This window comes from Veillonella sp. 27098_8_77 (assembly GCF_041431535.1).
In the GTDB taxonomy this organism is placed as follows: Bacteria; Bacillota; Negativicutes; order Veillonellales; family Veillonellaceae; genus Veillonella.
Window position 1 is genome coordinate 233,929 of record NZ_JAPVXW010000001.1, and the last position, 13,987, is coordinate 247,915.

The following is a 13,987-nucleotide window of genomic DNA, read 5'->3' on the forward strand; positions in this document are numbered from 1 at the left end:
TGGAGGGAGGTCTCATGAAAAATATCGAATGGCGTGATGGTACGCTCATTTTATTAGATCAAACAAAATTGCCAACTGAGGTGAAATATATACATTGTACTGATTGGCGACAAGTGGCCGAGGCTATAAAGATGCTTCGTGTCCGTGGAGCTCCTGCTATCGGCGTTGCTGCTGGTTATGGTCTTATTTTAGCGGCTGTAGAGGCAAATCGTTTAGAGGTTCCCTTTTCTGAACAGCTATCAACCTTTTATGAGTGGAGTGAAGAATTAAAGGAAACTCGACCGACGGCCATTAATTTAGCTTGGGCTGTTAATCGTATTATAGCGATTGTGAAAGCTGGTCCATTTGCGTCTATGCATGAAATTATAGACCGCATCACGCATGAGGCCATTGTTATCCATGAAGAGGATGTACAACTTAACACACGCATGGCTATTAATGGGGCCACTTTATTTAAAGGAAAACAGAATTTACGAATTTTAACGCATTGTAATGCTGGTGCTTTAGCGACAGGTGGCCTTGGCACTGCACTTGGTGTGATTCGTAAACTACATGAACAGGGTCAATTGGAAATGGTGTATGCCGATGAAACACGTCCGTTGTTGCAAGGTGCCCGTTTAACGGCTTTTGAACTCCATGAGGATGGAATTCCTGTTACATTAGAGACTGATAATATGGCGGCCTATGCAATGCAACAAGGTTTAATTGATGCCATCATAGTTGGTGCTGATCGCATCACAACGGAAGGTGATGTAGCTAATAAAATTGGTACTTATGGATTAGCAGTGCTTGCAAAATTCCATAATATTCCATTTTATGTAGCTGCTCCATATAGTACATTTGACTTTACACTCAAAGATGGTAAGGATATTCCTATTGAAATGCGCGCTGATGATGAAGTGATGGCGTTCCAAGGTGTGCCATCTGCGCCTACGGGTATTCATGTATTAAATCCTGCTTTTGATGTAACACCTCATGAACTAGTAACAGCTATTATTACTGAAGAAGGTGTTTTAACACCAAACTATCAAGAGTCTATTGCTCGCTTGCAATCCGTTGTTGATAACAAGTAGATGTTATTACGGATGTATATAAAACTTATCATGTTAAAGTAAGTTCTTTTCACAACCTGTATATTATTAATTGAAGAATGAAGGGGTACATATGCAATCATTAATTAAAGATATAAATCTCGCTGCTGAAGGCCGTAAAAAAATCGACTGGGTTTCTAATTTTATGCCTACACTAAATACATTGGGCGATCGTTTTGAAAAAGAACAAACTTTCAAAGGCCAAACAATTGTTGTTTCCGTTCACTTGGAAGCTAAAACTGCATACCTTGCAACTGTGTTAAAGCGCGGTGGTGCTGATGTTATCGTTACAGGTTCAAACCCTCTTTCTACACAAGATGATGTAGCAGCAGGACTTGTTGACATGGGTCTTACTGTATATGCTTGGTACGATTGCACCGATGAAGAATATTTTATGTTCCTTAATAAAGCATTAGATCATAAACCTCATATTATCATCGATGACGGTGGTGATCTTGTTAACCTATTACATACAACACGTACTGATGCTAAAGAACGTTTGTTAGGTGGTAGTGAAGAAACTACAACAGGTGTTCATCGTTTGTATGCATTGGAACACGCTAAACAATTGACATTCCCTATGATTGCTGTTAATGATTCTAACTGCAAATACTTATTCGATAACCGCTATGGTACAGGTCAATCTGTATGGGATGGTATCATGCGTACTACCAACCTTACAGTAGCAGGTAAAAACGTTGTAGTTGCTGGTTATGGCTGGTGCGGTAAAGGCGTTGCAATGCGTGCTAAAGGTTTAGGCGCTCACGTATTCGTTACAGAAGTTGACCCTATTAAAGCTATTGAAGCTGTATTTGATGGTTTCACTGTATTGCCTATGATAGAAGCTGCTAAAATTGGCGATATCTTCTGTACGGTAACAGGTTGTAAAGATGTTATCGTAAAAGAACATTATGAAGTTATGAAAGATAAAGCTGTTCTTTGTAATGCTGGTCATTTTGATTGCGAAGTTAATGTTCACGATTTAGAACATGTTGCAGTTAGCCATGAACGTGTTCGTCAAAATATTGAAGGCTATACAATGGCTGATGGCCGTAAACTCTATGTATTGGCTGAAGGCCGTCTTGTAAACTTAGCAGCAGGCGATGGTCATCCTGCTGAAATCATGGACTTGTCCTTTGCTATGCAAGCATTGGCTGCTGAACATGTATTAAACAATGGTAAAAACATGGAACCAAAAGTGTATGTATTGCCTCGTGAACTTGATGAAGAAGTAGCAAAAATTAAATTACACTCCATGGGCTACGATTTAGATGCATTAACACAAGACCAAATCGATTACTTAACAAAGGTAAACTAATATAATCTTTAACTTGAACATCTTATTAACCGAGTCTATATAGACTCGGTTATACCTATACAAGGAGGCATTATGTCAGATTTATTAATTACCAATGTAGATGTTCTTACCGACAATGGAACATTAAAAAATCATGCTGTTGCAATCGAAAATGGTTATATTACTGCTATCTTAACCGGAGAAGAAGCAAAATCTGCACAATCAAAGGAAACACTAGACGGTAAAGGTCAATTGGCCGCTCCAGGTCTCGTCAATACACATACGCATATAGCGATGGGATTATTCCGTAATTATGCGGATGATTTAGAACTTATGGATTGGCTTGAAACAGCGATTTGGCCAACAGAGGCTAAATTGAATGACAATCTGGTTAAATGGGGGACACAACTAGGTATTGCAGAGATGCTACGTTCTGGTACGACTACATTTAGCGATATGTATTTCTTTATGAATACAACAGCTGACGTGGTGAAAGAAACCGGTATTCGTGCTGTATTGTCCCGTGGTCTTGCCGGTGTTTCTCCTACAGCTGATCAAGCGCTTGTGGAAAATGCAGATTTGTTCCATACCTATCATGGTTATGATAACGACCGCATCAAGGTTCTATTAGGACCACATGCGCCATATACTTGTCCAGATGCGTATATGGAAAAGGTTATTGCTTTATCTCATGAACTAAATTGTGGCATTCATATGCACTTATCCGAAACAAAAGGGGAAGTGGAGAATGTTATAAAAGCGACTGGCAAGACACCAATCGATCATATGCATGATTTAGGTTTGTTCTGGAATACTACATTAGCAGCTCACTGCGTACATGTAACAGAAGAAGATATGGCTATTATGGCTGAAAATAATGTAGCTGTAGCTCATAATCCACAATCTAACTTGAAATTAGCTAGCGGTATTGCGCCTATTCCTGAAATGATAGAAAAAGGGATTACTGTAGGTCTTGGTACAGATGGTTCTGCATCAAATAACAATGCGGATATGCTTGAAGAAGTTCGTTTAGCAGCTACTTTACATAAAGCTCGTCTCTATGATCCAAAGGCTATTCCTGCACAAGCGGCTTGGAATATGGGGACTGTAAAAGGGGCCAAAGCTCTTGGTTATAATGACCTCGGTAAAATTGCAGTAGGTCAACGTGCCGATATCGTGTTGTATGATGTATCTGGTATGCATTGGATGCCTCGATATAATGATGTGGCAGCACTTGTATACTCAGCTAATAGCTCTGATGCGAATACAGTTATTGTAGCCGGCAAGGTTCTTATGAAAAATAAAGAACTATTGACTATCGATGAAGAGAAATTGCGTAGCGAAATCGGTAAGGCTCAAGAGTATTTTAAAAACTAAAATTATATACCTCATATAACGAAAACCCACTCATGATATAGTTCATAGAGTGGGTTTTGTGTTGTCTAGCGTAATACGAATTCTATTTAATAGCTTTCACCAAAAACATAGGCACTGGGATATAAAATTCATCCTCTTCGCTGTATATACGAGGACCTACAGTAGGATCAATAGATACAGAACTAGCACCCATCTTAGTGAGCAATTCTATGTCCCATTGTGGACGTGTAAAGGAAGAAATATCGAGCATATGATAAATGGTATGACAACGTTCCTTTAGTTCATTACTCACATGTTCATGTGCATGATGTACAGATTGTGGTAAATTATGATGATTGCGTGCATGTTCCGCATCATAGTTTAAAATTAATCCGCCAGGACGGATGACACGCAACCATTCAGCATAGGCTTTATCTGGATGTGGTAAATTCCATGTTACATTACGAGCTACAACGATATCAAATGTATTCGTATCAAAACTTAAATTTTCAGCATCCATAACAGAGAAGGTAGCATCAGAATCTAAGGATTGGGCTAATTGCTTTGCCTCTTCAATCATATTAGGTGTGATGTCAATACCATGTACTGTATGACCCAATTCAGAGAGAATAATACTGAAAAAACCTGCACCACAACCAATATCTAAGATACGTAAAGAACGGTCAGAATCAAAAATATGACTCATTAACTCATCACGCCAAAGTTTAAGTTTAGGGCTTTCTAATTCTTTAGCTCGTAAAGAGCCAAAATCACGAGCACGGTCACTCCAATAGGATGTAATAAACTTTTTATCATCTTTCATAGGATGATTTTTTTCAAATATATCATTCATTTTTTCAGTTCTCCTCATTTTTAATACACTTAATAGTACCATAAAATGAGAATGTACCATACTATAAATATCACACTTACTCCATAAATAATTAATATTGAGTATGATATAATACATCTATATTTTTGTTTTATGAAAGGACAGGATAATGATTTTACAGACTGGACAGCGCACGGATATTCCTGCCTTTTATGGGCAATGGTTAATTAATCGCGTCCGCCAAGGATTTGTAGATGTACGCAATCCCTATAATCCGATACATATAACACGATATCCTATCAATCATGAGGTTGTAGATGGTATTGCGTTTTGTACAAAGAATCCGTTGCCTTTCATTCCGCTCTTACATGAAATAAATGATTATAGACAGTATTGGCATATGACTATAACTCCGTATGGAGCAGATATAGAGACTAATGTACCACAAGTGGATTTAGTAATAGACGGATTTAAACGAATATCTACAAAATGTAACCCTCAGTCCATGGTGTGGCGTTATGATCCTATTATTTTAACCCACAACTATACAGTTGATTTTCATTTTGAAAGCTTTTATAAAATGGCTAAGTCTTTAAAAGGATACACAGATACTGTAGTTGTCAGTTTCATAGATATATTTGATAAGGTAGCTCATAATTTTCCTGAAGGTTATAGACCAAGTTTAGATATTCAAAAGAAGATCATTAAAGAATTAGTATCTATAGCGCATTCTCATCATATGATACTTAAAACCTGTGGAGAAGGGAACGTTTTCAAAGAATTAGGTGTTAATACGGAGGGCTGTCTTACGCTAGATTGTTATGAACGGGCCTGGAACGTAAAATTAAAAGCTCCTAAACGTACACCAGCTAGACCTGAGTGTAATTGTTATCTACATGGTGATATAGGTGCCTATGATACTTGTAGCCATTTTTGTCGCTATTGTTATGCTAATAGGAATCAGGCTGCAGTTCATCAAAATCGCTTATTACATGATCCGAACTCTAGCTTGCTTATTGGTACACTTTCAAAAACAGCAATTATTAAAGAGAGTGTGGAAAAAAGCTGGATTGTAGATACAAATTACACACAAGATTCTTTATTTTAAGGAGAATTATAAACTGCTTTTACGCCTATAGCGTTGACGTATCGTGTAAAATATAGACAAAAGGGCTTATCAAAGGGACATCTCAGGAATATAAGAGGGTGTAAAGCCTATTTTTTGTTTATTGTTTTATTATTACAAGGAGGTGGAGTATGATCACCTATAAGAATGAAAGTAAAGATTCATTACAATCACTAGAATCATCTATGCCAGTTCTTGCCATGTGTTATGATTTTGATAAGACCTTAACACCTGATGATATGCAGGCACAAGGCTTTATCCAATCTGTTGGCTATGATGAAGAGCAAATCAAACAGTTCTGGCAAGAATCTAATCAACTGGCTAAGAAAAATGATATGGATAATAACTTGGCTTATATGTACAAGATGATTCAAGAAGCAGTGGGCCGTTTTTATGTAACTCGAGAAAAGCTTATGGAATATGGCAATCAAGTGGAACTATATGAAGGTGTTCGCACTTGGTTTGAACGTATTCGTGAATATGGTTTAGAACACGGTGTACGCATTGAACATTACATCATATCTTCTGGTTTAAAAGAGATGATTGAAGGCACTGAAATGGCAAAAAATGGGGCTTTCAAAAAAATCTATGCCAGCGCATTTATGTTTGATGATAAAGGCGTAGCCGTGTGGCCTGCACAAGCCATCAATTACACGAATAAAACACAGTTCCTATTCCGTATACAAAAGGGCGTGTTAGATATAAATGATCCCGGTGTAAACGATTATATCCGCCCAGAAGAGCAACGAGTACCATTCCGCAACATGATTTATATAGGTGATAGTGATACAGATATTCCTTGCATGAGCCTTGTCAATATCAATGGTGGACATTCAATCGGTGTATACGATCCAGATAGCAAGAATAAGGATAAGGTTTATAAAATGATGCAACATCATCGCATTCGTTATTACGCATCGGCAGATTATACAGATGGATCCGATTTAGATACTGTGGTTAAACAAATCATTCAAAAAACAGCAGCTTATGAGGCGCTAGAACAGCAATATGTACGTAATAAGCATGAAGCGGAATCACATAGATAGGAGTTTCTATAATGAATACACAGGATATATCAAAAGAATGGATAGACACATTTAATCATCTCGGCAGTGAGGGGAAATTAAAAGCACCTGTTGATTATCATGCCATATTCGAAGCTGATGAACTATTTGGTAAAAAACTATATACATTGCCGATGGGATATATAACTTTACCAACAGGTCGTATTTTTGCGTGTGATCCATTAACACATTTAGCTGCTGTTGATAATAAGACATATATACGTACCGTAGATCCGGGAATATATCCAATAGAAACTAAAGTAGCTGAATTAGATACAGATTATTATCGTTATGTATTAACAAGAGTTTTGTTTAAGAATACAAAGCCTGTACAATATGAATTGGCCCTTAAAGGTCATGAGGATTTAAGCGAATTAGAAGATGATGGAAGTTATATTGGTTTTCCTGTAGATGCAGGATTGGCCACCATTGTTGATGAAGCAACTGTAACTGCGTATAGAGAATTTGATCGTCATTGGTATGAACAACATCCTAATGGCAATATTTATGATGATTACTTTGACGAGTTATTTAAATTAAATGCTATCGCTTATCCAAAATTTCAACGTCCAGGTGGCGATTGGATTAACTTTAAAATACCAAACACCGATTTGTATGTACCGATGATACAATCTGGATTTGGTGATGGTTTATATCCTGTATATTGGGCTTTTGATGAAGCCGGAGATATATGCCAAATTATTATTGAATTCATAAGTTGTAGCTCTAATGAGTAGTAATAAAAATAGTATATAAATCTATGGATAGAAAAATAAGGCGCTTAGCAATGCTAGGCGCCTTTAATGTATTAATTTTTTATTTGATTATTAGATGCCAAAAATCCAGTTAATAACTACACGTAAACAACTGAGACCTACAACGATTTCTGCAAGAAAACGCAAGGAATGTTCCATGCCATTTCCTAGATTTTTTAAACTGCCAATTTTAGCTTTACTTACGATATCACACCAGCACATATAATACCTCCATAAGAGTTAATATGAGTAAATTACATAATTTATATGCTTATTTTACAACTTAATTCTAAGAATTTCAATATATAGTTTTAGAAAATAGTAAGTTTTTATAAGATAGTTATAATTTGTAAACGTATATAAAGGAATCATTTAATTAAAAGAGTTAAATATGCTATTATGAAATTAATTATTATTGTGTTGTGTAATATTATGGAGAGATATATGAAAAAATTTATATTAGGATTAGCTATAGCCTTAGCTGCATGTAATATAACATCTGCAAAAGAATATATTACATTAGAATCCCCAGCTGGTAATACTATCGTCGATGAAAAAGGGACTTGGATACTCGGTCCTTATAATAACTTACACGTAGAGTATATAGACGAATATAATAATAAATACGTATATGGATCATTTTATGAAAATGGTCAAAAGCGGTATGTAAATTTAGTTGAATTAGCCTATTTACCAGCAGGCTATGAATATCAATTTGATTATGATTTGGCCAAGGCATTGACTAATGGAGGATTTAAACTAGTTAATTCTAATGGAACCTATGCTATTAATGATGTAGTAAATCAATATAGTACGATAAATAAAAATTTAATATTGGGAAAGAAAGGTGAATATTGGTATCTATACAACCAAAATAATGGTACTCAAATTCTTACAAATCCTATAACAAATGGTTGGGATAATATTGAATTTTACTGGTCAAAAAATGATAAGAAAAATTTATTTGAAATACATACTGCCGATGGTTTAATCAAATACGTAACAGATGAGGGAATATTACTAAGTGAAAGTGAAGCTCTGAACCTAATACATACAAATAACTATGAGAAATCAACTACAGGTGAAGGTACTGGATATGGTGACTTTTCTAGCGAGAAGTTTTTCAGTAGATCACCATCAAATGAATATGTTTTATTTACAGAAATAGATAAAAAAGGCAATACATTGTATGGAATGAGAACTAATGAGAATACGTTGGTAATTCCTGCAGTATATACATCAATCAAACATTTAGGTAAAAAGTTTGACTACTTTGTAGCTACTGATAAAAATCGTAAGTATGGTATTATTGATTCACTAAATAAAACAGTTGTTCCTTTTGAATTTGACTCCTATGAACGATTAAGTGATCGTAGTTTTGTATTGAAACATTCTAAAGGTGTTCAAATATTTAATGCGGATTTAGGTATTTTATATAATGATGGATATGATAGTATAGATACATCAAAGCCTAATTATGTATTAAACAAAGTGACGACCGCAACCAAAGGCCAAAGAAAATATGTCATAAATACTAACTCAGGATATGGATTATTCCAACTGCCGAATTATGATGACGATATAACATCGTTTTATAAAGATTTATTTGTATATAAATCTAATGGTAAATATGGTTTAATGGATTATGAAGGCAATATAATTATTGAACCTAAATTTGATAAAGTTACTATTGATGAGCCTGAGCTGGCTGAATATATAAAAACAATAGAGTCATATGATAAATAATGAGTGCATATCTTGTTATTTTTAGGAGTAACATACATAAACTAGCTTATAGAAATATAGGCTAGTTTTTCTTTTCTATATAATTACTTCCGATAACGATAATTTATCGGAAGTAATTTAAGACATAAAAATTGGGCCTAAGTCAGGCCCAATCATTAGTTTCAGGGTTTTTAGTTTTTACGTTTAAATGTATATGGTTCGTATTCTACTTCGTTTTTACGACCTGTCCACCAAGACCATAAGGCTTTGGCGATTTTCCATGCAATACAACCTACGATGATACCTAATACTAATCCAGTTAATACATCTGTTGGATAATGTACAAATAAGTATACGCGTGCAAATGCTACTACACAGGCACCAATTAATGCTATAACGCCCCAGAATTTCTTTGCTGGACATATATTACTTAATCCTAAGTACAATGCTGTTGCAGCTGCAAATGATCCAAAACTATGCCCTGATGGAAATGAATATGTCGTTGCTGCTGGTGGCGGTGCTACCAATGGTACTTCAGGGAAATCCACAAACGGTCTTAAACGCGCTACATGAGGTTTTAACCCTTGGTCGCCTATGATGAATACTAAGACTAAGGAAATGAACATTCCAAGGCCAATTACGCGATATTTCTTTTGAATCATTAATATAATAGAAATTAAGATCCATAAAGCACCTGCACTAGTTATTTTGGATAACCAGTACATGATTGGTGTTAAATATGAACTAATAAAATGTTGTTGTATATAAAATATGACTGTATGGTCAAATTGTAAAATTGTATCCATAGTGAACCTCAACTTATGATTTTAATTGATAATTATTGAGAATGAAATGTGTGATTTTAGCGCTTTTAGGTATAAATACCTTACTACAAGTTAAAATAATAGCCTAATCTATGCATTCGGTCAATAGATTAGGCCATATTTAATAGAATGTTAATATTTATCTTTTTGTTTTACTCTTTGGTGAGTCTTTTTTTGCAGATTCTGGTGCTGCAGGTTTCTTAGTAATAATCGTATCTACTGGATCATATGTGGACTCAAATACATCTGTTGTAGTGACCCAATTACCATATGTTATTGTACGATACGTATTAATTCTAAATCCAATATGACCTTCTTCTGTACTATCCTCTTTGGCAGAAGGGTCGATTTTGGTAATCGTTTGATTAGGAATATCCGTGCGGTCGCCAACGCTGATGGAAACAGACTTCGGTACGTCTTCTGGTACACCTATGATATATATAGTTAGTTGGCCATTATTCATAATACTTAATACATATATATTATGGGCATATGGATTTCTAAATTGAAAGTCTAAATAACCATAAGCAACGGTTGCATCACGTCCTGCAGGAATATAGCTAACAGGTTCAAAATGAGGTGTCCGCTCAATGATGTTCATACCAGATAGTAATGTAGTGTTAAATAATGTAGAGCTAACTTGGCAAATACCGCCACCAATACCTGGTACTAATTTTCCATCAACAATAACTGGTGCATCATCATAGCCAGCTTCTGCAGTGCGTTCACCAACAACATCATTAAAGGAAAAGACTTCACCAGGTTTGATCAGTGTACCACTAATTTTGGTTGAAGCTAATTCAATATTATGTGTTCTATTGGCATTAGATGCATCAAAATTTGTAGTATAACTACCAAGAACAGCTGTTAACGGTTTTACATCATCATTTGTCACACGAACTGTGTCCTTAGATGTAAATTCTATAGAAATATTGTTAAAATCATTTTCTTCTAGTTGAGTTTTTAATTGTTTAATTGTCTCATCAATATCAACGCGTTTTCCTTCTTTTGAAGGCGTCATCTTGACTTGACCATTTTCAACCGTTAATAACGCATCATGACCAGATACATCGATTTGCTTTGCTAGTTCTGTTAAATATGCTTTTGCAGTTACTTCATCCAATTTATATACTGGATTTATGTGCACTTTATAGATAAAGGCAGTGATTCTATGTATAAGGAGTGTTTTTAAATCATCTTCATAACCATAGGTAAAAATGTTAGATTCCGTACTATCTGTATCAAGCGTAATTCCTAAATCTTTTACTTTTACTTGTCGCGTACCTTGATTGGGAATTGTTATAGTAATTGTTTTATTATTACTAGCCTCTGTATGAATTAAGGAGCTAACAGCATCTCTTGAATATCCGGAGATATCTTGATCCTCATAATACAGGCCATATGTAATTGTGCCATCCGTAGGAATTAAGCTGCAACCACTAGTAAATAGACAAGAACCGATTAATACACTACATAATAATTGTTTTAAGTTCATCATTATATCTTTCAAATAAAATTCGAGAAATTTCGTTCAAAATCATCTAATTATAGCATAATTCCATGTTTCTATGTGATACAATAATAGCATAGTGTTAGTAAAAGGATTATATATGTCACAGTCTAAAGAAGAGAAAAAACATTTCTATTTGCGCCATAATGATGCGTTAATGAACAGTACAAAATTATCTATGAAAGCAAAACAAAGTATTTTACTTTCAAAGGCTGAAAATACGGTAAATGCCTATGAGTCAGATTGGGATGACTTCGTTGATTGGTGTAATTACCAAAAGGTATCCTATTTTCCCGCCACACCAGAAACAATCGTTAATTATATTAATGATCTAGCAGACTATGCAAAGGCCAATACGATTGCACGTCGAATTAGTGCTATATCAGAAAACTATAATGCTTCTGGTTCTAGAGAAAATCCATGTATGTCCCCTCTAGTGAAGCAAGCTCTGCGGGGAATACGACGTTTAAAGGGAACCTTTCAACAAGGTAAGACACCTATTTTATTGGATGATATTGAAGATATTTTAGAATGTATCGATGTTAGTGATAGTCCAAAGATTCAGAAACTACGAGATAAAGCAATTTTGCTCATTGGATTTATGGGTGCTTTTAGACGCAGTGAAATTGCAGCCTTAACTGTAGAGAATTTAAAGTTTTCTCCACAAGGCCTTGAGATATTTGTCGCTTCATCTAAGGCTGACCAAGAAGGCCAAGGTGCTATTGTAGCAATTCCAAGTCTACAAGGCTCTTCATTGGATGCCGTACGAGCTTTAAAAAAATGGTTAACTGCCAGTGGCATTACATCTGGACCTGTATTTCGAGGCTTTACTAAATCAATGTCATTACGGAAAACGGCAATTTCTGATAAGTCCATTGCAGAGATTGTAAAAAAATATATTTCTCTTATTGGTCTTGATCCTGCCATGTACGGCGCTCATAGCTTGCGTCATGGTTTTGCTACAACTGCGGCGGCCTATGGTGTTGAAGAACGTAATATCATGCGTCAAACACGCCATCATAGTGTAAATATGGTACGCCGCTATATTAATGAGGCGAATAAGTTTGTTGATAATCCTATTTCAACAATTTTCGAAAAAAGATTAAAATAATATCGTATAATGGAAATGGCTAGTATAGATGATTTTCTCATTGAAGAACATCTATACTAGCCATTTCGTATATATTTAATTTTGAGCTATATAGTCCATAGCTCGTGTTGGACTATCAGTTTTATATACAGGAACCTTTATTTTTGTTCCTGGTGTTAAATTCCCAGAATCAGAAATATTATTTAATTCCTTTACTGTATGTACTACCTCACGAACATCTACATTAGATGAAGTTGAACGTGATGCAATATCCCACAAGGTATCCCCAGATTTTACGGTAACCTCTTGAACACTGTGTGATTCCATAGCAGGAGTTGTTTGTTGATAACCTATAACCATTGCAAAACAGATACCAAGCATAATCATAATGTGTTTCATAATACATTACCTCTTTAATATATCGAACATAAAATTCAGAACGTTTGTTTGTTTACAATATGATAATAGCATACAAACGAATGTTCGGTCAAGCATTTTGAGAACAAATGTTTGCAAAAGTGTAAAAATACCTTTATAATAGGGATATAAAGAAAATAATTATAGTATATACTTTTACATATCCCATTTTTAGTACATATATGGAGGTTCCTGTGAGACGCCCAGCTACTGATATTAATACAAAACAACGTCGTATATTAGAGTTTATTCGAGATTCTTTACATAATGAATATCGTTGCCCTACTGTTCGAGAAATTTGTGCGTATGTAGGTCTTAGTTCTACGTCCACTGTTCAATCACATTTAAATACGTTAGAAAAATTTGGGTATATTAAACGCGATCCTAATAAAAATCGTGCCATTACGATTTTAGATGAAGGAAAACCGAAGGTTTCTGTATCAAAAGAGAATAATGAAACCACTAGCTCTGATAATTTTGAATTCCTTGGTGCTGGATTAAAACAAGTTCCCCTCATTGGTACTGTACAAGCGGGTACACCAATTACAGCAGTTGAAAATTTGGAGGCTACTTTGACATTACCAGTTCAACTTACAGGTGATTCTGATTGCTTTATGCTTCGTGTTCAAGGCGAGTCGATGATGAATATTGGTATGTATGAAGGTGATATGTTAATTGTACGCCATCAAAATACAGCTAATAATGGCGATGTTGTAGTGGCTCGCATCGATGATGAAGCTACTGTAAAACGTTTTTATAAGGAAAATGGTCATATTCGTTTACAACCTGAAAATGATAACTTTGATTCTATCATCGTTGATGATTGTCATATAGAAGGCCTTGTGATTGGGTTAGTACGAGATAGAATATAACAAAAACCGGCAACGTATGTTGCCGGTT

Annotated in this window: 14 protein-coding genes; 9 read left to right on the forward strand and 5 right to left on the reverse strand. The window is 35.2% G+C overall.

Going from position 1 to position 13,987, the window contains the following annotated elements; all coding sequences use genetic code 11:
* Nucleotides 1–14: 14 nt before the first annotated feature.
* The 3 genes from mtnA (at nucleotide 15) to O3617_RS01090 (ending at nucleotide 3,765) form a co-directional block, all read left to right on the forward strand.
* Nucleotides 15–1,073, forward strand: a complete 1,059-nt coding sequence (mtnA, locus tag O3617_RS01080) for an S-methyl-5-thioribose-1-phosphate isomerase (RefSeq protein ID WP_371448141.1) — start codon at nucleotides 15–17, stop codon at nucleotides 1,071–1,073.
* 91 nt (nucleotides 1,074–1,164) lie between these two features.
* A complete protein-coding gene (locus O3617_RS01085) occupies nucleotides 1,165–2,409 on the forward strand; it encodes an adenosylhomocysteinase (RefSeq protein ID WP_371448143.1) in 1,245 nt (414 codons plus the stop codon).
* A 72-nt stretch (nucleotides 2,410–2,481) separates the two neighbouring features.
* Nucleotides 2,482–3,765: an amidohydrolase gene (locus tag O3617_RS01090; protein ID WP_371448144.1), complete on the forward strand. Its 1,284-nt coding sequence runs from the start codon at nucleotides 2,482–2,484 to the stop codon at nucleotides 3,763–3,765.
* An 82-nt stretch (nucleotides 3,766–3,847) separates the two neighbouring features.
* On the opposite strand, the gene O3617_RS01095 is transcribed toward O3617_RS01090, so the two are convergent.
* A complete protein-coding gene (locus O3617_RS01095; protein WP_009661072.1) occupies nucleotides 3,848–4,597 on the reverse strand; it encodes a class I SAM-dependent methyltransferase in 750 nt (249 codons plus the stop codon).
* A gap of 148 nt (nucleotides 4,598–4,745) precedes the next feature.
* Here O3617_RS01095 and O3617_RS01100 point away from each other — a divergent pair, with 148 nt between their 5' ends.
* From O3617_RS01100 to O3617_RS01110, 3 genes are all read left to right on the forward strand, one after another.
* Complete coding sequence (locus O3617_RS01100) at nucleotides 4,746–5,684, forward strand: DUF1848 domain-containing protein (RefSeq protein ID WP_371448146.1); 939 nt, start codon at nucleotides 4,746–4,748, stop codon at nucleotides 5,682–5,684.
* A gap of 149 nt (nucleotides 5,685–5,833) precedes the next feature.
* Complete coding sequence (locus tag O3617_RS01105; RefSeq protein ID WP_371448147.1) at nucleotides 5,834–6,748, forward strand: HAD family hydrolase; 915 nt, start codon at nucleotides 5,834–5,836, stop codon at nucleotides 6,746–6,748.
* An 11-nt stretch (nucleotides 6,749–6,759) separates the two neighbouring features.
* Nucleotides 6,760–7,503: a DUF4241 domain-containing protein gene (locus O3617_RS01110; protein ID WP_371448149.1), complete on the forward strand. Its 744-nt coding sequence runs from the start codon at nucleotides 6,760–6,762 to the stop codon at nucleotides 7,501–7,503.
* 90 nt (nucleotides 7,504–7,593) lie between these two features.
* Here O3617_RS01110 and O3617_RS01115 read toward each other — a convergent pair whose 3' ends face one another.
* Nucleotides 7,594–7,743, reverse strand: a complete 150-nt coding sequence (locus O3617_RS01115; protein WP_005377529.1) for a hypothetical protein — start codon at nucleotides 7,741–7,743, stop codon at nucleotides 7,594–7,596.
* Nucleotides 7,744–7,965: 222 nt separating this feature from the next.
* On the opposite strand from O3617_RS01115, the gene O3617_RS01120 reads away from it, so the two are divergent.
* Nucleotides 7,966–9,267, forward strand: coding sequence for a WG repeat-containing protein (locus O3617_RS01120; protein ID WP_371448288.1), 1,302 nt, complete (start codon nucleotides 7,966–7,968; stop codon nucleotides 9,265–9,267).
* A 170-nt stretch (nucleotides 9,268–9,437) separates the two neighbouring features.
* On the opposite strand, the gene O3617_RS01125 is transcribed toward O3617_RS01120, so the two are convergent.
* On the reverse strand, nucleotides 9,438–10,052 hold the full coding sequence (locus O3617_RS01125; protein ID WP_371448151.1) for a phosphatase PAP2 family protein: 615 nt from the start codon (nucleotides 10,050–10,052) through the stop codon (nucleotides 9,438–9,440).
* A gap of 157 nt (nucleotides 10,053–10,209) precedes the next feature.
* Nucleotides 10,210–11,568, reverse strand: a complete 1,359-nt coding sequence (locus O3617_RS01130) for a VanW family protein (RefSeq protein ID WP_371448152.1) — start codon at nucleotides 11,566–11,568, stop codon at nucleotides 10,210–10,212.
* Between the two features lie 112 nt (nucleotides 11,569–11,680).
* On the opposite strand from O3617_RS01130, the gene O3617_RS01135 reads away from it, so the two are divergent.
* Complete coding sequence (locus O3617_RS01135) at nucleotides 11,681–12,691, forward strand: site-specific integrase (RefSeq protein ID WP_371448153.1); 1,011 nt, start codon at nucleotides 11,681–11,683, stop codon at nucleotides 12,689–12,691.
* Between the two features lie 75 nt (nucleotides 12,692–12,766).
* Here O3617_RS01135 and O3617_RS01140 read toward each other — a convergent pair whose 3' ends face one another.
* Entirely contained in the window at nucleotides 12,767–13,069 is a 303-nt protein-coding gene (locus O3617_RS01140) for a LysM peptidoglycan-binding domain-containing protein (protein WP_371448154.1), read from the reverse strand.
* A 212-nt stretch (nucleotides 13,070–13,281) separates the two neighbouring features.
* Here O3617_RS01140 and lexA point away from each other — a divergent pair, with 212 nt between their 5' ends.
* On the forward strand, nucleotides 13,282–13,959 hold the full coding sequence (gene lexA / locus O3617_RS01145; protein WP_371448155.1) for a transcriptional repressor LexA: 678 nt from the start codon (nucleotides 13,282–13,284) through the stop codon (nucleotides 13,957–13,959).
* Nucleotides 13,960–13,987: the final 28 nt, after the last annotated feature.